Annotated in this window: 19 protein-coding genes and 1 pseudogene; 1 reads left to right on the top strand and 19 read right to left on the bottom strand. The window is 39.6% G+C overall.

Annotated elements, in window-relative coordinates; genetic code table 11:
* Positions 1-69 precede the first annotated feature (69 nt).
* From ACVC7R_RS00335 to ACVC7R_RS00310, 6 genes are all read right to left on the bottom strand, one after another.
* Positions 70-1,350 carry a chloride channel protein gene (locus tag ACVC7R_RS00335; protein WP_447263030.1) on the bottom strand — a complete coding sequence of 427 codons (1,281 nt, stop codon included), beginning with the start codon at positions 1,348-1,350 and terminating at the stop codon, positions 70-72.
* 2 nt (positions 1,351-1,352) lie between these two features.
* Positions 1,353-2,162 carry a purine-nucleoside phosphorylase gene (locus ACVC7R_RS00330; RefSeq protein ID WP_447263029.1) on the bottom strand — a complete coding sequence of 270 codons (810 nt, stop codon included), beginning with the start codon at positions 2,160-2,162 and terminating at the stop codon, positions 1,353-1,355.
* A complete protein-coding gene (locus tag ACVC7R_RS00325; RefSeq protein WP_447263028.1) occupies positions 2,162-2,719 on the bottom strand; it encodes a DUF1697 domain-containing protein in 558 nt (185 codons plus the stop codon). The genes ACVC7R_RS00330 and ACVC7R_RS00325 overlap by 1 nt, the downstream gene beginning before the upstream one ends.
* A 1-nt stretch (position 2,720) precedes the next feature.
* The gene (locus tag ACVC7R_RS00320) at positions 2,721-3,932 is read right to left on the bottom strand and encodes a phosphopentomutase (RefSeq protein WP_447263027.1); all 1,212 of its coding nucleotides are present in this window, start codon (positions 3,930-3,932) and stop codon (positions 2,721-2,723) included.
* A gap of 23 nt (positions 3,933-3,955) precedes the next feature.
* Positions 3,956-4,639, bottom strand: a complete 684-nt coding sequence (gene rpiA, locus ACVC7R_RS00315) for a ribose-5-phosphate isomerase RpiA (RefSeq protein WP_447263026.1) — start codon at positions 4,637-4,639, stop codon at positions 3,956-3,958.
* Between the two features lie 104 nt (positions 4,640-4,743).
* Positions 4,744-5,673 carry a peptidase U32 family protein gene (locus ACVC7R_RS00310; protein WP_447263025.1) on the bottom strand — a complete coding sequence of 310 codons (930 nt, stop codon included), beginning with the start codon at positions 5,671-5,673 and terminating at the stop codon, positions 4,744-4,746.
* 329 nt (positions 5,674-6,002) lie between these two features.
* Here ACVC7R_RS00310 and ACVC7R_RS00305 point away from each other — a divergent pair, with 329 nt between their 5' ends.
* The gene (locus ACVC7R_RS00305; protein ID WP_447263024.1) at positions 6,003-6,278 is read left to right on the top strand and encodes a DUF3270 family protein; all 276 of its coding nucleotides are present in this window, start codon (positions 6,003-6,005) and stop codon (positions 6,276-6,278) included.
* A gap of 301 nt (positions 6,279-6,579) precedes the next feature.
* Here ACVC7R_RS00305 and ACVC7R_RS00300 read toward each other — a convergent pair whose 3' ends face one another.
* The 13 genes and pseudogenes from ACVC7R_RS00300 to ACVC7R_RS00240 form a co-directional block, all read right to left on the bottom strand.
* Positions 6,580-7,935, bottom strand: a complete 1,356-nt coding sequence (locus tag ACVC7R_RS00300; protein WP_447263023.1) for a restriction endonuclease subunit S — start codon at positions 7,933-7,935, stop codon at positions 6,580-6,582.
* Positions 7,932-9,410 carry a type I restriction-modification system subunit M gene (locus tag ACVC7R_RS00295; protein ID WP_447263022.1) on the bottom strand — a complete coding sequence of 493 codons (1,479 nt, stop codon included), beginning with the start codon at positions 9,408-9,410 and terminating at the stop codon, positions 7,932-7,934. The genes ACVC7R_RS00300 and ACVC7R_RS00295 overlap by 4 nt, the downstream gene beginning before the upstream one ends.
* 14 nt (positions 9,411-9,424) lie before the next feature.
* Positions 9,425-11,755 (bottom strand): EcoAI/FtnUII family type I restriction enzme subunit R, encoded by a 2,331-nt coding sequence (gene hsdR / locus ACVC7R_RS00290; RefSeq protein ID WP_447263021.1) that lies wholly within the window; start codon positions 11,753-11,755, stop codon positions 9,425-9,427.
* A 295-nt stretch (positions 11,756-12,050) separates the two neighbouring features.
* Positions 12,051-13,385, bottom strand: a complete 1,335-nt coding sequence (locus tag ACVC7R_RS00285; RefSeq protein ID WP_447263020.1) for a sensor histidine kinase — start codon at positions 13,383-13,385, stop codon at positions 12,051-12,053.
* Positions 13,378-14,049 carry a response regulator transcription factor gene (locus ACVC7R_RS00280; protein ID WP_447263019.1) on the bottom strand — a complete coding sequence of 224 codons (672 nt, stop codon included), beginning with the start codon at positions 14,047-14,049 and terminating at the stop codon, positions 13,378-13,380. The genes ACVC7R_RS00285 and ACVC7R_RS00280 overlap by 8 nt, the downstream gene beginning before the upstream one ends.
* Positions 14,050-14,163: 114 nt before the next feature.
* Positions 14,164-16,710: a M1 family metallopeptidase gene (locus tag ACVC7R_RS00275; protein ID WP_447263018.1), complete on the bottom strand. Its 2,547-nt coding sequence runs from the start codon at positions 16,708-16,710 to the stop codon at positions 14,164-14,166.
* A gap of 122 nt (positions 16,711-16,832) precedes the next feature.
* Positions 16,833-17,273: an ASCH domain-containing protein gene (locus ACVC7R_RS00270; protein WP_447263017.1), complete on the bottom strand. Its 441-nt coding sequence runs from the start codon at positions 17,271-17,273 to the stop codon at positions 16,833-16,835.
* Complete coding sequence (locus tag ACVC7R_RS00265; RefSeq protein WP_447263016.1) at positions 17,215-17,766, bottom strand: NUDIX hydrolase; 552 nt, start codon at positions 17,764-17,766, stop codon at positions 17,215-17,217. Before ACVC7R_RS00265 ends, ACVC7R_RS00270 begins: the two co-directional genes overlap by 59 nt.
* 24 nt (positions 17,767-17,790) lie before the next feature.
* A pseudogene (locus ACVC7R_RS00260) lies at positions 17,791-17,859 on the bottom strand (ASCH domain-containing protein); the annotation flags it as partial.
* A gap of 26 nt (positions 17,860-17,885) precedes the next feature.
* Complete coding sequence (locus ACVC7R_RS00255; protein WP_447263015.1) at positions 17,886-18,482, bottom strand: DUF6707 family protein; 597 nt, start codon at positions 18,480-18,482, stop codon at positions 17,886-17,888.
* 59 nt (positions 18,483-18,541) lie between these two features.
* On the bottom strand, positions 18,542-19,093 hold the full coding sequence (locus tag ACVC7R_RS00250) for a hypothetical protein (RefSeq protein WP_447263014.1): 552 nt from the start codon (positions 19,091-19,093) through the stop codon (positions 18,542-18,544).
* A 23-nt stretch (positions 19,094-19,116) separates the two neighbouring features.
* A complete protein-coding gene (locus ACVC7R_RS00245; RefSeq protein WP_447263013.1) occupies positions 19,117-19,704 on the bottom strand; it encodes an SMI1/KNR4 family protein in 588 nt (195 codons plus the stop codon).
* Between the two features lie 64 nt (positions 19,705-19,768).
* Positions 19,769-20,128: a hypothetical protein gene (locus ACVC7R_RS00240; protein WP_447263012.1), complete on the bottom strand. Its 360-nt coding sequence runs from the start codon at positions 20,126-20,128 to the stop codon at positions 19,769-19,771.
* Between the last annotated feature and the right edge of the window lies 1 nt (position 20,129).

Genomic DNA, 20,129 nt, shown 5'->3' with positions numbered 1-20,129 from the left:
TAGCATAAGAAAAACAGTATCAGTATGATTTCGAGCTTCATTTGGACTAGAAAAACTAGAGTATTCTTATCAAGATTCTTTTATCCTTGTCTCTGGTCGCAAGTATTTCTCCCAAGGAATCCGATCCAGTATTTTAGCAAAACCAAATGCCAAGTAAGCAGTCACCAAAAGAAAAGGTATAGCCTCAAATGACTGACCAGTGAAACCCATTACCAACCCAGTTGCAGATAGGGGAGCCTTCAAGGTCACAGCTAAAAAACAAACCGAACCTAATAGCAAGACTGCTGGCTGATGGCCACCACCTAAAATCATGGTCAAAAGAGCAGCTCCTGCTATCCCCAAGGCAAAAGATGGGGTCAAGGTACCGCCATAGGCACCTGCCCAAAGGGTGAGTAAAACGACCACGGCTTTCAAGACAAATAAGAGAACTACCGTCTTGGCATTACTGCCGTTTAAAATCTCCTGAGCCATCATACGCCCATTTCCAAGTAGATGAGGCAAATAGCTAGCCAATCCAACAAGGAAAAGAAATACTACAGGAAGAGTATAGAGTATCCGTTTGTCCTTTATCCTATTTGAAGAAGCTTGTTTGTTCAATCGACCAAAAAGCCAAGCGAGTGGAGTCAGGAAAAGAACTAATAAGGGAACTAGCCACATATCACCTAGTGACCAAGTCATAGCTGTAATCTGGTAGAGAGCATGATCTGAAACAACAAAGCTTGCTATATAGGCTGACACATATGTAGTCAGACCGACTAAGAAAAAACGTTTGACAGACAAAGCAATCCCCAAGGTTTCAAAAACGAAAAACACACTCGTTAACGGAACCTGATAGACAGCCGCTAAACCCGCACCAGCTCCACAGGCAATGAGAAAAACTTGGTCCTTCACGGAGAGAGAAAAAATGTTGGCAATAGGTCTTGCAAATAAAGCTCCAATCTCCCGTGGCGCAGCTTCCTTACCGATAGGTGCCCCTCCTCCAACCGCAATAATCTGCCAAATTGAATGAACTAGTTGTTTTAAAAAATGAAGCTTGTATTGTGATGTTTCATCCTTCATCTGCGCTTTGATGGAAAAAATCTTTGCTTTTCTCTGCAAGAAATACCAGACCAAGGCAGAACTGACACCCACGATGATTAAACTGAAGCCTATACGTGATGAGGCAACCCCATCTGTCAAGAATCCAGTGTTATGCTCTGACTGACCGAAAGCAATTTCTTCAACCAGCTCTAAAAGATAATGGAGCAAAATTCCGAATATGCCTGAAACTAGCCCTAGCATGATGACCGCTAGGACTAATTTGAGGTTATATGGAATCTTCTGAAGACTACTCCTCAACTCTTGTAACATGATTATAGTTCTGCAAGAATCGCTTTAAGCAAGCCTTTAAAGTCGCCTTTGACACGTTCGGTCACTTCTACCACTTCTTCGTGGTTAAGTTCTTCTTGGAATCCTGCAGCATGGTTAGTGATACATGAAATACCGAGAACTTTCAAGCCTGAGTGAGCCGCAATGATGACTTCAGGAACGGTTGACATACCTACAGCATCAGCGCCAAGTGTCTTGTACGCACGGATTTCAGCTGGAGTTTCGTAGGTAGGACCTGTCACACCAATATAAACTCCATCATCCAATTTGATGCCAAGTTTGTCAGCCACTTTGTGGGCGATTTCGCGGTAGGCTGGAGTGTAAGCTTTCGACATATCAGGGAAACGAGGACCAAAGTCATCCAAGTTTTCACCGATCAATGGGTTTTGACCTGTCATGTTAATGTGGTCAGTGATAGCCATCAAGGTACCAGGACCGAAGCCGATACCTCCAGCAGCGTTGGTTACAAGAACTCCTTCACATCCCAAAACTTTCATGACACGAACTGGGAAAGTCACCACTTCCAATGGGTTTCCTTCGTAGAAGTGGAAACGTCCTTGAAGGGCCAAGACTTTACGTCCAGCAAGATCACCATAAACCAATTTACCAGCATGTCCGACTACTGTGGATTGACCCCAGTTTGGAATGTCAGAGTAGTCTACTACGACTGCATTTTCGATTTCTTCAGCCAATTCTCCAAGACCTGAACCAAGGATTAGACCAAACTCAGGCGCTTCTACTCCCTTGCCTTTCAAAAATGCTGCTGTTTCATTGATTTTATTTAATAGTGTCATTAGGTATCTCCTTCTTTCTGTCTTAAAAATTGACCAATTTTGTCAAAGGTATTAGCGTTACGAATGGTAATATTGCGATAGAAAGGCATCTTAAGCAAGTGCTTGTGATAAGCTGTTTTAGAGTAGCTAGCTTCTGACAATTTACCCCAGAAGATCCCTAATTTCCCAAAATGAAGCACTTCATCGACCAGTTCCAAACTGTTCACTTTCTCGATGACTTGGTCCACATCCAAGTTCTCAGTGTAAAAGAGCACATCTTTTCGAGCTAGGTCTTTGGTCCACCAATCAGGAAGATTGCTAAGCTCCTTTTCATAGTCTTGGTTAGACAACAAGGAAAAACTCTGGATAAATGGATAGCGTCTTTCAAAGAAAGCCTGTAATTTCTCTATTAATTTAGTTCTAGGCACAATGCTATTAAAGAAAATATTGCCACTATTGATGTAGGTTTCTACATTTTCTAATCCCAACTCCGTCAATTCTTGACGCAGTTGAGCCATGACCACCTTGTTCTTTCCACCGACATTAATTCCTCTAACAAGTAAAGCGTAGCGAATCATCTTAAACTAATTTATCTAAGAAGCTTTCACCGATCATGGCTTTTTCAACACCAAAGTTCTCTGCAATTGTTGCTGAGATGTCGGCGAAGTGTCCAACTGGAAGCAAACCATTTCCTTTGAAGGCTGGACTGTATGCCAAGAGTGGAATATATTCACGAGTATGGTCTGTACCAGCATAGGTTGGATCATTTCCGTGGTCAGCAGTAATCAAAAGAAGATCGTCTTCTCTCATTGCTGCCATGATTTCTGGCAAGCGCTCATCAAACTCATGCAAACAATCACGATAGCCGTGCGCATTACGACGGTGTCCGTAAAGAGCATCAAAGTCTACCAAGTTGGTAAATGAGAAGCCTTCTTGGAACTCAGGAAGTCCCATGGTCTTAATCAAGGTATCTATACCGTGGCTATTTGATTTGTTATGGCCCATATCGTGGTTGATACCAGCACCGTTGAAGATATCGTTAATCTTACCAACTGCATATGTATCAATACCAGCCTCATTCAATTTGTCAAGAACTGTTGGCGCAAATGGAGATACAGCCAAGTCACGACGGTTGGCCGTACGAGTGAAGTTTCCAGGCTCACCAACATAAGGACGCGCAATAATACGTCCAAGAAGAGCTGGACGCTCTAACGTAATCGAACGAGCGTATTCACAGATACGGTATAGTTCATCCAAAGGAATGATATCTTCGTGAGCTGCGATTTGAAGAACTGGGTCAGCTGATGTATAGATGATCAACTCGCCTGTTTCCATTTGGCGTGGTCCAAAATCATCGATTACTGCTGTTCCTGAGTATGGTTTGTTGGCTTCACGAATAACCTTACGTCCTGAAAATTCTTCGATTTTAGTCAAAATTTCCTCTGGGAATCCATTCCAGAAAGTATCGAAAGGTTCAGTGATATTAAGCCCCATGATTTCCCAGTGACCAGTCATAGTATCTTTACCTAGAGATACCTCTTCAAGCTTGGTCGCATAACCTGTTGGATTGCTCTCAGCTGGAACTGTCTTCAATGGTGTTTCGCGAGGAATGTTCCCAAGACCAAGTTTTGCCATATTTGGGACATTCAAACCTACTGATTTTGAAATATGTCCAAGAGTATCTGATGCGCCATCAGGTACCCCAGCATTAACAAAGTTATTAGCATCTGGTGCTGCACCAATCCCTACAGAATCTAGTACCACCAAGTGAATACGATTAAATTTTGGCATAGTATGTCTCCTTATTATTTTGATTATTTTGCTTTTGTTGAAGTTAAAATCTGAACGCCCTCTTGTCCAGCTACGATGACCTTACTCACCATTTGGTTAAACAAGCCATGCTCGACAACACCAACGACGTGGTCCAATTCTTGCCCAAGAGAAATAGGATCCTCGATGAGACCAAGATCAAGGTCGATAATAAAGTTCTGCATGTCTGTCACAAAACGTTGGCCATCCTTTTCGCGGAAGCTCGGTTTATAGCCAGCTCGTTCAAATCGACGGAAGACCTGTTCGGCACCATATTGAACAACTTCTACTGGTAATTTAAAGGCTCCTAGTTTCTCTACTAGCTTACTTTCATCAACTACCCAGATATATTCTTTAGATGGAGTTGCGACAACCTTTTCCATGAGAAGGGCCCCACCACCGCCTTTGATGCCGTTAAACTGACTGTCTACTTCATCAGCACCATCAACCGTCAGGTCTACAAAATCCACCTGATCAATAGACTTAAGAGGAATATTGAGTCCTTCTGCCTGCTTGCTGGTCACACTAGAAGTCGTTACAGCTGTAATCTGCAAGCCCTCTTCCTTGATGCGACGACCTATTTCTTCTACGAAATAGTAGGCAGTTGAGCCTGTTCCAAGTCCGACAACCATACCATCTTTGACGAACTCGGCAGCTTTAATCCCTGCCATTTTTTTCAGATTTTCCACTTATACACCTCCAAATAGAGCTACTTCTATTATATCATGAATACGCTTCAAATTCATCCTTGCACTAGAAAAACCCGAACAATTTATGTCGGGTTTTGTCATTTTTATTTAACCATATCAGGGTCATAGTCGTAAAATCCAGTATCAAGAAAACGATTTTTAGGGTGGAGCTTACGAACTTCTTCATCAAGCAAGAAGGCTTGGTCATGTGTAAAGTTACCTTCTTGAATCAAATTGCGCGCTTGGATAAAGAGTTTCGCAATTTCTACAAAGTTTTGCCCTGGAGTGTAGAGACCTTCAAGCTTCCAATGAGTGAAACCATGTTCTACCAACTCAGTCAACTTGGTCATCAAATCAAGGTCATTATTCGCAAAGATGTGGGTTCCATGATTGTCCTCAAAAATAGAATAATGGCTCTCTGGGTCACTTGGCTCAGCCAAGAACAAATCACGTTGACGAGATTTTTCATCATCAATTTGCGTGAAATTGTAGTAGTTTTGCAAGAGTGGACGCTTAGAATGGTGGATCACACTTGCCCCATATACCAAAACTTCTGCTGGAATTTCTAAAATTTCAGGCATTTTAAAGAGCTCAGCAGATGGGATTTCACGCGCCAAGACAGCTTCTGATGCTCCTGCTTTTTGTCCCCAGAAATTAATCTGACGACTGCTAGTTACCATGGTTGACGCATCGTAGATTGTTTTAAAAGAATAGCCATCACGGTTAACCACATAAAAAACACCTGCGTCTCCAACTGTGATGTAGTCCGTTTTGATTTCCTCTAAAAAGTCCAAGAATGGCTTGATACGATCCATCATGTCTTGGTGCATAAGAGCATTGACCGCAACGATTAACTCCTTGCCTGCATCATGAACGATTTTTGCGATTTCACGCAATTCATCATGACTAAAGGTCGTTGGCAAACGAAGTCCAAAATCTTTCTCACCGACATAAATGCGGTCGACACCAGCTTCAAGTAGCTGTTTTACTTGTTCAATACTTTCAGCAGTTGCTGTAATAATAATCTTTTCCATAGAGAAGATTATACCACATTTCCAAAAAATCTGCTATATAGAAAAGTGTGTCTGATGACAATTTAAAAGAATCCTGTCCTTCCTTCAAAATTGAATTTATTTGCATCTGTGTATGATTTTTATTCGCTTCAACCATCAAACTTCTCCTCGTATCAGATAGAAAAATATGATAAAGGTTAAACGATTTACCCATCCTATTATCTTCCCATAAGCATGTCGAGAAATCCAATTTTGACCTTGAAAACAGATTTTATGCAATTTGTAACCATTCTGTAATAATTCTCTCTTTAAAAAATGATAAAATAGTATGTACTGTTAAGGAGAGAAATATGCCCGCAAGAAAACTACACCCGTATGAGTTCGAACAAGAAAGTATAAAAACTGCTCAGTATCAAGATTATGTTCCAGAGAATACTTCTGTTGCTAGTGTAAAGGAAGTCCTATTTTTTGTAAACATTGCTTGCTTCTGCGTCTTTTTAGCTATCTTTAGTTTTATGTTCTTATCGCTAAAATTGAACACTGTTTTATCATTTGCTTTGGCTATCGGCCTCAGTCTTGTCGCTTTACAATTGCAGCGCACTTTTATCAAGAAAAAATTCAGATAAAAACCTTCGATGAATCGAAGGTTTTTTTATTTATTCTTTCGTCTTGATGGTGTTGAGATGGCTATCTTGACTTCAAGATTGTCTAATACTCTTCGAAAATCTCTTCAAACCACGTCAACGTCGCCTTGCCGTATATTTGTTACTGACTTCGTCAGTTCTATCCACAACCTCAAAACTGTGTTTTGAGCAACCTGCGGCTAGTTTCCTAGTTTGCTTTTTGATTTTCATTGAGTATAAGTTTTACGAAAATTCAATCACCTACTAACAAAGACATCCAGCTCGCTAGATGTCTCCGTCAGAGTTATTTCAGTTTTTCAACCAGAGGCAAGAGCTCTTCAATTTTCTCAACAATCCGCTGTTGCTCTGCGAGAGGGGGAAGGGGAAGTATCATCTTTGACAAAGTTTGCCCATTACAATTAGGCTGTGCCGTAGCAATCGTACCAGTACGTAATTGTGCCCAATATAATTCACTGCCCATAAAATATTTTAAGAATTGAGGAACAATATTTTTTCCATATTGAGTTCTAATAAGATAGCCTGCATAAATTGCCTTTTCTCTTATATTTTTTACCAAAAATGATTTTCCAACAGTTCCTCCTGTTCTAGCAAATAAAATATCGTTATTTTTTAGTAAGTACTGCTCTATTTCCTCTTCACGAATATCGCAATATGGGACCGTATCCCAACATACAGAATCGCCTTGTATGTCACTTATACGAACCATTTTGATTCGCCCTTTATTTTTTGCAGGTGCATTATATCCATATTGTACAGATTTAGAAATCTCACCCAACCTCACCCACTTCCAGGTATCAGGTATTTCAAAGGGAATTTCATCTTCTGTGATGTTAGGAAGGGCTTTTTGTTTCTTGAGTTTGCCTTCCTCAATCAGCTTTTCCTTTTCGTCTTGGATGGCTTTATAAAGCTCCTGACCTGTGCCTTCTTCTGCTCTCTGGTCGACTAGTTTTCCTTGGATGGCTTGCCCAAGGATAGCTTTTTGCATATCGAGAGGGAACTTTTTGTTGAGTTCTTCTAGTCTAGTCCAGGCCTTTTCATATCTTTCAACCAGAGGCAAGAGCTCTTCGATTTTCTCTACAATCCGCTTCTGCTCTGCGAGTGGGGGGACTGGCAACGACAAATTCTTTATAAATTTATAATGCCTACTATAACCACCTTTTTTTTCTAAACCAATGCTCAAAAAATCAATACTATATTTTAAAAATTTAGGTTCGATATCATCTATGGGTTCGAAAATTTTTATTCCGTCTGCACCAACCACAAAATTAAAATCGATATATTTTACAACAGTTGTATGATCACCAAAAATAATTACAGGTTTTTTTATTACTAATAATTTGTTTGTATCATTGAAATATCCTATTACTGCTTCTTTTGACTGACTAATAACTGGATATAAACCATCTTTTAAAGTCTCAGATTCTCTAATTTGATACTTTTTTGTAGATATGACTTTAGATACACCTTCAATTGTGCTTAATTTCCAGTTGTTTGGAATTTCGAATTCTGGTACATTCATATCTATATTTTTTTTGGCATTAAATAATTCTGTAGAAACGTATTCTTCTGCTCTTTGCTCGACTAGTTTTCCTTGGATGGCTTGTTGCAAGATGGCATTTTTTAACTGTTGGGGGGTCATTGAATCTTACCTCCCAGTCGTTTTTCTATCTCTTCTAAAACTCGGTCGATTTCTGCATTGAGGCTGGCTCTCTCTTCTTGGTACTGATGGATCAGGTCGTGTGGGGCCAGGATGACTTCTTCTTCATGTGGGTAACCACATAGATCGAGATTGTAGGCGTACTTTTCCTCTAGCTCTTCTCTTGAAAATTTCTTGGCCTTATCAAAACCGTCCACTAGGATTTCTTGTCGTTCATGCCACCAGGATATAACTGGCTCAAAGTGCTCTAACTTCATAGGTTTTGTCTTCGAGAAGTTCTTGTAGCCTTCTGGTTTGTCTAGTCGATAAATCCAAGTCTCCTTTGTAGGTCCTGTCTTATCAAAGAACAGGATATTAGTCGTAATTGATGTATAGGGACTAAAAACACTAGACGGCAAACGGACAATGGTATGTAGATTAAACTCATTTAAGAGTTTCTTTTTGATATTGACCTTGGCATTATCGGTACCAAATAAAAATCCGTCTGGCAGGATGACAGCTGCTCGTCCCTTGTCTTTTAGACGATACATGATAACGGACATGAAAAGGTCTGCCGTTTCAGAGCTGGCTAAATCGGACGGAAAATGACTTTTTACATCCGCTTTCTCGGAACCACCATAAGGAGGGTTCATCAGGATCACATCAAATTTGTCATCATCTGTATAGTCGAGGACATCTCTAAGGAGCGTATTGTCATGATAGATTTGCGGAACATCCAAATCATGAAGGAGCATATTGGTAACCGCCAGCATGTAAGGAAATTGTTTCTTTTCAATTCCATAGATAGACGACGAATAGGCTTCTTCATCAGCAACCGTCTCTACCTTTTGATGAAGCTCTTTGAGCCAACTCGTGATAAAGCCACCTGTACCGCAAGCCAAGTCCGCCATGGTTTCACCAATCTTAGGCTCTATCATCTTGGCCATAAAGTCCGTTACTGCACGAGGTGTATAGAACTCACCACTAGATCCTGCGCTTTGTAGTTCTTTTAGGATAGTCTCATAGATTTCTCCAAAGGCATGGCTTTCATTATAGTCTCCAAAGTCAATTTCATCAATGACATTGATAACTTGTCTCAGAAGGACTCCGTCTTTCATATAGTTATTAGCATCTTGAAAAACTGTCTGAACAATTGCTTTTTTGATTGGTGTCTCACGAGTTACTGCTAAGTTTTTTAGTGTTGGAAAGAGCGTATTATTGACAAAATTCAATAAATCATCTCCCGTTAGAGCAACTCCAGACTTATCATCATGAGCCCAGTTAATCCATCGGCATTCATTGGGAATGATGGAAGTGTAATCGTCCTCGTTCATTTCCCAGTCACTTTCTTTTGCGTCGTAGACTTTTAGAAAGAGCATCCATGTGATTTGCTCAATTCTTTGGGCATCTCCATTGATCCCTGCATCGTTACGCATGATATCTCGTAATCGTTTTATAAATCCTGATAGATTACTCATTATTAAATCCTTCCTTAGTTATAAATTGCATTTTGTAATTCTTCTACAGCATGTTTATAGCCATCTTTTCCTCCAAAATAACTAGCGATTTTAGATGGCTTGCCAAGTTTCATAAAAGGATCTAATCTCAAAACTTCCGTACTCGTAATTTCGGTAATTCCTTTATTCATATATTTATCGAGTAGGGCTTCTAAAACTTCTTTAGCAACTCCATTATAGCGACTAAAGAAATCCTGTTTCTTTACATTTTCTGCTCGTTCTTTTCTAGTCAGTGGTTTTTGATTAAAGGCAATATGGCAGATAAAGTCAAAATCATCGACTTCTTCCATCCCCTGTTCTTTTTTGAGCTGTTTTATGTCAATCCCACGTTCTAAAAGTATGCTTTGTATTTTGTCTTTTTTGGGGTCTTTTCTCCATTCACGAATGAAGGCATCTAATGTCGCATACTCTCCCCTGATATTTTCTTTGGTATAATCGACAATACTTTCCTGTCTCAGTAATTTACCATTTGTATCATAGACAGAGACTGTTTTGTGAATGATTTCAACTCTGCAACCATTTCTATCCACTATTGGTTTTATTGCAGGAGGATTTGGTGGGGTAAGACCTCCACCTCCATTTCTTTTTCCACCTTTAGGATTGTTTTCAGGGTCAAAGTCATCATCAATTTCAATTGGACCATCCCATTCTGGATCAGCAAAAAGTCTTGAAACATTTCTAAAGTCCATCACGACAAAGTGGGTCTTTCCTTCTTTTTCACGAAGTCTGGTACCACGACCAATAATTTGCTTGAACTCTGTCATAGAACCAATCATTTCATCTAAGACAATCAGTTTCGTCATCTTACAGTCTGCACCTGTGGATAGAAGTTTAGATGTTGTGGCGATAACCGGGTATTTTTCAGACACAGATATAAAGTAATCTAGCTTACTTTTTCCATAATCATCACTGCCTGTAATACGAACGCAGTAATCTGGGTTTTCTTTTACCATATCAGCATTATGGTTGACGAGGGCAATTCTCATCCTTTCAGCAGCTTCTTCTGTCGGGCAAAAAACAATTGTTTTTGCCATACGGTCTGTCGCTTTTAGATATTTTGTTATTTCACTAGCTACTTGATTGGTTCTATCTTCTATGATGATGTTGTAATCGTAGTCCGTGTTGTTATATTCTCTATCTTCAATGAGGTTTCCAAATTTATCTCTTTGCCCCTTGACTGGTCTCCAGCCCTCACCAATATCAGTTGAAATATTGATTACCTTAAATGGCGCTAAAAAGCCGTCCTCAATTCCCTTTTTTAGAGAGTAGGTATAAATAGGTTCTCCAAAATAATTGATGTTTGATACATATTTTGTTTCCTTTGGTGTTGCAGTCATCCCTATCTGTGTAGCAGAAGAAAAGTATTCTAATATTTTCCTCCATCTGGATTCTTCCTTAGCAGAACCGCGATGACACTCATCTACGATAATGAGATCAAAGAAATCGGGTCTAAAAAGTTCAGAAAAATGTTCCACCTCATCATCTCCAACAAGCTGCTGATACAGTGAAAAATATACTTGATGGGAAGTGATGGTACTTGGATCATCCTTTGCTACATTGATTTTATGGATAACTTTTTCAAGTGGTGCGAAATCTTGTTGAATGGACTGATCGACTAAGATATTTCTATCAGCCAAATATAATATTTTTCTTTTCATCCCACTTTGAAGCAGTCTGTAGGCGATTTGAAATGCAGTATAGGTTTTTCCTGTTCCAGTCGCCATCACAAGAAGGAGTCTATCTTTCCCTGATGCAATTTGTTCCACTGTTCTGTTTACTGCAACCCTTTGATAATATCTAGGAGGGTAAGAGTTCATACTCGAAAAGTAAGGCTGATCAATGATCTTTTCTTCTTGCGAACTTAGTCCTTCTCCATGATTCGATTCCGCCTTGAATCTATTTATGAGCTCCTCCTCAGTAGGAAACTCATCCATAGAAAGTTCTCTTTCTTTTCCAGTTAAAAAATTATGTTCAAAAAAACCATCTCCATTAGAACTATAAGCAAAAGGAACATCAAGCATTTCAGCATAGGTCATAGCTTGCTGCAAGCCATAAGAGATACTATGCTTATTATCTTTTGCTTCTACAATAGCAATTGGTTTGTTAGGATTTAGATAGAGTACATAATCTGCTTTCTTTGGCTTTTCTCTAGAGATTAAATTTCCACGAAGATTAATTTTCCCATCAGTTATTTTTGTCTCCATGGTTATCTTATCTTTATCCCATTTAGAGACAATAGCAGGACTTATATAATGAAATTTAATGTCTTCTTCTGTCATTTCTTTTTTTGAGAGGATTGTACTCATTTGATCTATGCTCCTGGGCATTATTTATTGTGTATATTTCAGTGATATTGATAAGATATCATCCGTTTATGTCGTGAATCAATTATGAAAAGCCTGCCATAATTGATTGTAGGTGATTATCATGATACCTCTAAATTCCAAAGTAGCTAAAATACCATTCATCCTATTTTATCATAATTAAAAGAAAAAGGTTAATCAGTAGATGATTCTACCAATTAACCTTTTCACTATTATAGGTATTCAGTTGCCTTTGATTTCTTTAGACCAAACTGAACAGTCCTTGTATAAGAATAAATTATTTATTCTTTCGTCTTGACGGTGTTGAGATGGCTATCTTGACTTCAAAAATTGTTCCGTTAGGTTTGTTATCTTTAACATTGATAGAGCCTTTGAGGGCATCGACGATTTGTTTCGCTAAAGACAAACCTAAACCAAAGCCACCTTTTTGACGTGTCCGAGCCTTATCAACACGATAAAAACGATCAAAGATTTTCTTTTTATCGGCTGCAGAAATACCAATACCATTATCCGCTACCGTTAGATAAAGGCTGCGCTCTGTCGTTGAAATCTCAAAATAGATCTCTCCTTCTTCTTCTGTATACTTGACCGCATTGTCAAACAGAATGGTCATCAATTGCTTGAGAAGAAGTTTATCTGTAATAATGGTACGATGAACTCGATTCTCGAAACGAAAGACACGATTATTCTCGGAGGCAATCATTTCATAGTTGGTAAAGGTCGTATTAAAGAAGTCGGGATCTACTTCTCCGAACTCTGGCTTGATGCCATCATCCCTACGTGCCAGATTGAGGAGATTGGTTGTTAAAAAGCGCATATTTCGAACTTCTTCCAAACTAGAAGCGATGCTCTCACTGGACTCAAGAATGGTAGCCTCTGGTTTTCTAAAAAGAGTTTCCAGACGGTTTTGAAGAACTGCTAAGGGCGTCCGTAATTCATGACTGGCATTTTCTACAAAGCTCTGCTGCTTTTGCATACTTTCAAGCAAAGGCTTCACACTGACACGAGCAAGATAGAGACTAGCCAAGATAGATAGAATCCAAAAACTTGCCATCACGACCACGATTAACTGTTCGTGGTTTTGACTAATCTGCTCTAGTTGGCTCGTATTAATCAGGATAGCAGCATACTTGATATTGGTCGAGACCGAATCAATGTTCATTTCTGTCAGGACAACACGATAAATTTCATCCTGACCGTAACTATTCACAACATGAAGTTGGCGAATATGGTTTAAATCCTTTTTATTGAAAGTGATTCTATCTAATCCTAAAAAACGATTTCCAGTCACTAATTGATTCAAATTTGAATCGAGCAAAATCACTTCAGTATTGGAACTCACATTTAGCGTTTTATCAGATGCTGGAGCGACATTGCCACTACCCAAATCCTTTACGTCTTCAGTTGCGCGATTGACCGCCAATTGAATAATATCTTGAGGATTTTTGCTGAGAGATAGCAGTTTCTCATCCACTGATGTGTAGAGACTGGAGTGCATAACCTGCAGGATAATCAAGGTCATTGCAGAGAAGATGAGCGTGAAAACACCAAAATTACGGATAAAGTAGCTGAAATCTTCTGCGTACCAATTCTTTCTTAATTTCTTAAACATGTTTTAAAATATACCCAACACTACGCAAAGTTTGGAGATTTTCAGCAAAGGCTGAACCTTTCAATTTCTTACGAACTTTTGATACATAAACTTCTACAACGGAAATGGTTGTGTCACTGTCAAATCCCCATAAACGGTCAAAGATTTGAGTTTTTGGTAAGATGACATTTTGGTTTTGGAGGAAATAAACCAAGAGTTCAAATTCTTTACCGAGCAGCTCAACAGAGGCATCCTTTACCTTCACTTCATTGGTAGATAGATTGACCGTCAAGTCACCGTATGATAAGGTATTTTCGTTAAATTTCCCTGAGCGTTTGAGAAGGGCCTGGATACGCATCTTGAGTTCTTCTAGGTAGAATGGTTTGGTTAGATAATCATCAGCCCCAAGCTCAAATCCATGTCCTTTGTCATCGAGACTTTCCTTGGCTGTCATGATGAGAACAGGGGTCGAAATGCCTTTTTCACGCAATTCTTTCAAGACTTGGAAACCATTTTTTTCAGGTAACATCAAATCAAGGAGAATCAGGTCATAAACGCCACTTTCAGCCTCGTAGAGACCTTCTTCGCCATCAAAAACCTGCATGACATCCGCAAAATCATCCAAAAAATCAAAAACTGAATTTGACAGACCTAGGTCATCTTCTACTAATAGAATTTTAATCATCAAAAATTCCTCCTTATTATATCCATTATAGCAAAAATATCTTAAAAAAAACTCAACTTTCCTTGTTTTTCCAAGAGAAAATTGAGTTTTGATTACTATTTAGACTGGAAGGTTTTAAGCCTTGCCGTATTGTGCAACAACTGCTTCAACCGCTGCTTTGTCACGTTTAATCAATTCAACGCGAGCTGCGATATCCTTGATACCCATGCGGATGTTACGGCTAAGAGCAAGGTCAGAAAGTTGTGGTTCAAAGAAGGCCTTGTATTCTGCCAAACGTTGTTCTGTTTTAAAGATGTGTGATGGGAAGATGACAAAGCTGTCAAAACTCATATCTCCACCAAGGGCTGCCTTGATCCAATCCCAGTTTTCACGCGCCCAAACCCAAACCGTTTCTTGGGTAGCTTGGTGTCCAAGGAATTGGAGGTACCATGAAGAAAGGTCTTGTGGCTTGACGACAAATTTGTCCTTCCAAGTTGCAAGAAGAGTTTGGATGTTTTCTGCGTCTGTACTGTATGCAAGGGCAGCTGCTAATTGACGTTTGAAAACTGCATCTGTTGCATGCGTGTATAGGTCCAGATAAGTCGCTACCAAGTCCTTAGTCTCGTGATGTTTGATTTCATTGATAAGGACTTGAGAACGAATGGCTGCTGGAAGTCCTGCAAGATTATCCTTGTGGGCTGCAAAGATTTGACTTGCTACCTGACTAGCTTCTTCATCATTTGAACGAATCATCATAGAAATGGTTAATTGACGAACCAATTCATCCTCATCTGATTCTCCGTCTTTTGCTTCAAAGCCGAGGCGTTCATAATTGTGACGAGCCAATTTAGCAACCAGAGTGTTAAAGTCTTTCTCAGCTTCTGTTCCTTCATCGATAAAGCGCTCAAGGGCAGTAATCACTTGAGAAACTGCAGCAACAACCAGGTAAGATTCTTCCTTAGCAAGTTTATCAAGAACTGGCAACAAGTCTGCATATGATACATGTCCTGCTTCAGCTAGCAAACGACGTTCTTGGACGATTTGAAGCTTACTTGTGTTATCAAGTTCCACTAATTCTGAAAGGATAGCATCCAGCAATTGACCTTGATAGTCAGTAATGTAGTGGGCAGTATTTTCAGTGTTCAGACGAAGAGCTGTTTTGTTTTCAGCAAGAAGCGCTGCATAACCTGAAATTTCAATGCTTTCAGTTTCAAAAGTATCTGGTAGACCTTTCCAGTTGCTGTTAAGCGGCACTACCCAAAGACGGTTCTTGTCTTCATGCTCACCGATAAAGAATTGTTTTTGTGAAATCTTCAAAACATCATTTTCAACTTTGACAGTGAGAACTGGATATCCAGGTTGCTCCAACCAAGAATCCATAAAGGCTGCAACATCACGACCTGATGCTTGACCAAGGGCATTCCAAAGATCACGACCAATAGTGTTTCCATACTGATGTTTTTCAAAGTAAGCATGCAAACCTTTAGCAAAATCAGCATCTCCTAGCCAACGACGAAGCATGTGCATGAGACGGCTTCCTTTGGCATAAACGATTGCAGAGTCAAAGAGCGTATTGATTTCATCTGGATGTTTAACTTCGACGTGGACAGACTGAACGCCGTCTGTCGCATCACGTTTAAGAGCGGCTGGTACTCCACTTGTTTGGAAGTCTTCAAAGATATTCCAGCTTGGTTCAATCGCATCCACACAGACGTATTCCATCATGTTGGCGAAGCTTTCGTTAAGCCAAAGGTCATCCCACCACTTCATAGTCACAAGGTTACCGAACCATTGGTGAGCGAGCTCGTGGGCAATGACGAGGGCTACTTGTTGACGGCTGGCAAAGGTAGAGTTCTCATCCACAACCAAGTATACTTCACGGTAAGTCACTAGACCCCAGTTTTCCATAGCACCTGCTGAGAAGTCAGGAAGGGCGATATGAAGAGATTGAGGAATAGGATACTTAACTCCGTAGTAGTCTTCGTAAAATTCGATAGAACGAACGGCGATGTCTAATGAAAAATCAAGGTTTGAAAGTGGATGTGCCTTGGTTGAGTAGACACCTACCAAGGTACCATTTTTAGTTTTAGCAGTTACCCCTTGCAAATCACCAGCTACGAAAGCCAGCAAGTAAGAAGACATACGAGGAGTTGTCTCAAATTTCCAGATGCCCGTTTCTTTTCGGTTTTCAACGTCAATCTCAGGCATGTTAGACAAGGCAAGTTCGCCATCTGCTTGGTCAAAGCGAAGAGCTAGATCAAAGGTTGCTTTGGCTTCTGGCTCATCCACACATGGGAAGGCTTCGCGGGCAAAGTGGCTCTCAAACTGAGTTGACAAGACTTCCTTCTTAACACCATCAACTGTGTAGTAAGAAGGGTAGATTCCTGTCATGTTGTCTGTGATTTTACCTGAAAAAGCGATGACCAAATCAACTGAACCAGCTTCTGCAAGTTCGATATGAAGGGCTTCGTTTTCATTATCAACTGTATATGGACGAGCTTGACCCGCTACCTCAACTGAAGCAATTTCCAAGTCTTTTTGGTGAAGGGAAATACGGTCGCTTTTAGCTTGACCGGTAATGGTTACTTTTCCTGAAAAAGTCTTGGTCTCACGACTCAAGTCTAAAAACAAATCATAATGTTCAGGAACAAATGTTTCGATATAATGTTCTACTGCTTGCATCATATTCTCCTATTCTAAAATTCTGAGCAAATGCTCTAGTTCAAACATACCTATTTTATCATATTTTAAGTCAGAAAAGAGCTTTGGACAATGATTTCCAAAACTTTCTTCCTTCTAGTAGTCTACAGAGGGTAAACTTTACGAAATTCTTCTAAAACCACCTTGCTGTCAGGTGCAAAAGTCAGTCCTGCCTCTCTCAGCCACTCAGTGAAAAACTCCTCATGAACCTGACGCCAATAGGCTAGGGATTTGTCTCCTTCACCTTCCTTGTAGGCATGGTCAGCAGACACTTGACTAAAAGGTTCAACAGAAACCTTGGTAATTTCAACAATGCAGACAGCCTGATCTTGGCTGTCTAAAATAACATCAAAGGTCCCTTCTTGTGGAAGAGGTTCGTCCTCTACTGCGTAGAGGTCGTAGGCTGAGGCTGTTGCTGTCTTTTCGCCTCTTAGTACCAAATCTGCCAAGAGATCTGCTTCCACTCCAAAAGCCCAAGCATCGATTTCATCTCCGATAGAAGGGTTGATTTGCTTGTATGCATTCCACATTTCTTGAGGTGTCATGATTGCTCCTTTTTTCTTTTACCTTCCAATTTCTATAGCTTGTCATTTCTAATTCTGGAAATCCTCGCAACTCCGCCTTGGCCTTTAATACTAAAGGCGAGGCATTTTCTTCGGTAATCTGCTCAAGAGGAAGCCAAATGGCATTTGCTGAATCATTACTTCCATCAAGAACCTCCTGAGGAAGGGATTGTTGAGAGCCTTCGAAATCGAGTACGATATCATAAAAGGCCATGATATGGTGTACTGCGAAATCTTGCCCATCCTCCTGAACCAGCACATCATAAATTCTAGGGTTTGAATAATCGCTAAGAGCATATCCTGTCTCTTCCAGAACTTCTCTCTTGAGGGTTTCTGTCAACCCCTCCCCTACTTCCTGGCTACCACCCGGTAGGTCAAAACGATGCTGATAGGGGCCTCTTGTTTTTTCAATACAGAGCATTTTTCCCTCTTGAAGACAGACTCCGTATACCCCAAAGTGTTTTTTGATTTCCATATTCTACTCTTTTCCAAAAGCTCAAGCATCTATCTCATCTCCGATAGAAGGGTTGATTTGCTTGTATGCATTCCACATTTCTTGAGGTGTCATGATTGCTCCTTTTTTCATTTATTCTTTTATTTAAAAGGATAGAGTTGCTCAAATCCATTTATTAAAATATAGTCACGAAGGATTGAAATCGTGTTTTGGATCTCATTATTGACTATATCCTGCTCGATTTCCAACTCATTAGAAAAAACTTTTAAATACAATAAATGAAATAAGATTCCCATTCTTCTATTCATTCGCGAAACTTCATCCTTGGCTTTTTCTAACTCTGTTTGAAGAGACTTCAATCTAAAACCTGTCAAAAAACGTTTGTGTATCTTTTTTTTCCCAAATACACTCGCTTCATCACCGTAATTTAATGCATAGAGAATCCTATCTTTTACTTGTCTAAGATATTTTTCTTCATCTATCAGAATAGCCAGTAATGCAGAATTTTGCACCGGTTCCCAATAGCGATAATCACCATCAAAGTCAACTTGAATCATTTTATCAATCATATACTGAGATAAAGCACTATTATCGGACAGATACAAGATATAACTTAAGCGATTGAGCACGTGCATAGTATCCATCTGAGTCTTCTTATTCTTTTTGGGGATTAGGTTTAAATACGATACTAACTCAAGATCATTTTCAACCTCTTCGAGGAGTTCTTTCACATTCATTTCTTTTCTCCTATCCAATTCACTTTTTGTTACTGAGAAAGGCTTTTCTCAGGTCGATTTTACCGAAGTAGATATTCTTTCGCTGTCGCTTGGACGTCTGAGGAAAGGTAGTGCTCTATTAAGTCACCTGTCCCAGCAATAAATTCCTCCAGAGGGACATCTTCTCTTTGTTTCCACAAATTTGAAAAAGCGAAATAGAACTCCAAAAACTCCGTTAAACTTTCACTGAGTTTGTAGAAATTAGGATCACCGGGTCTTCCAGCGAAAACAGGTGATTTTTCATCTTGCATATCACAGAAAAGAATATCATCTGTATCTGTAGTAGCGAATATCTGGAATTGCCCTTCACTAAACTGAAGAATATCTTGTAAGGCCCAACATTCGACTGTCCTTGCAGGAGAATCTAATGCCAACAAAATGATATTAAAATTTTGATTAGCAAAAAATAAATCCTCATTGAACACTATATGTTGATAATAATCAAGTAATTCTCCTGTCAAATCTGAGGACTGGATCCTTAATTTTTCGTTTGAAAAACTCACTGGTTGGGGAATAAACGTTGTTTCCTTATAGAGTCTAATGATCTTTTTTAATACAGTCACTACTGCCATTTTTCTCTCCTTGGTCATTCCTCTTACGTCTCCTTTAAGAATTCAAGCCATATCTTCACCTCTGGATTTATGTCATGCGCTATCTCAGCATGCTTCCTATAATCCATATCCAAGTAGCCTTGTTCATTCCGGAAAATAATGCCTTGTTCATAACATGCTTTAAGGGTTGCAAGCATAGATTTCAATGACCGGTATTCGACCTGGGTCTCTTCTTCAAATACATAAAAACCAAGAATTTGTCCCTGAGCTTCTGAAGCTAGGTTCATGGCATAAAAATCTCCACCTCCACTGGCAAAAATTGGGAACCAAGATTTGTCCCAAGCATCCGTTTCTCTTAGTTCTAAGTAGGTCTGAATACTCTCTTCCAGAGACATCAAATAGAAACCAGGAAAAAATGCCAGCTCACCGAGTGTGATCCCCTCACTATCTTTTGATCCGTTTCTCCAAGTATAAAGAGCACGCAAGTCCTGAGTTGGCTGCAATGGGATTTCCTCAAACAATTCTTGGATTTTTAGAGAAGATATGCCCGGATTTAGATGGTCTACACAAGGATGATCTAGCTGTTGGAGACTTTTTTCAATCTCATTTAATAATTGGGTGATCATTTCCATTTGTTCTCCTTACCTTGTAAATCATTAGAGACGAGTTCCTTCGTCCCTAGAAAAGAGCTTGCGATTATTCAATCCCATCCTCTTTATTGTACTCTATCATGCATTTGACCGCATATTCTACCCATTCCCAAAAATCGTTAAACTCTTTTCGTTGTTCCCAGCCTTCTGCAGCAAAATCATGAATGAGTTGGACCTTATTGCCCTTTCCTATTTCAAAACAAGCTGTATCATCACAATCTCCTCTTTTAGCAAATGGAATCAACTTTCTGCTTGGGTACCTTTCCTGCAATCCCTCATACAAAGACAGGGCCCATTCTGAATCCAACAAATACCAAATATCAAAATCAACTAAATTAAGTTCGATACATTTTTTAAACGATTCAGGATACTGAAATAGCCTTTCATCAAGTAAATAGTTTTTCATT

The sequence above is a fragment of the Streptococcus sp. Z554 genome, assembly GCF_053010305.1.
Note: the sequence above shows the minus strand (reverse complement) of the source record. Positions and strands in the feature narration are given on the sequence as shown.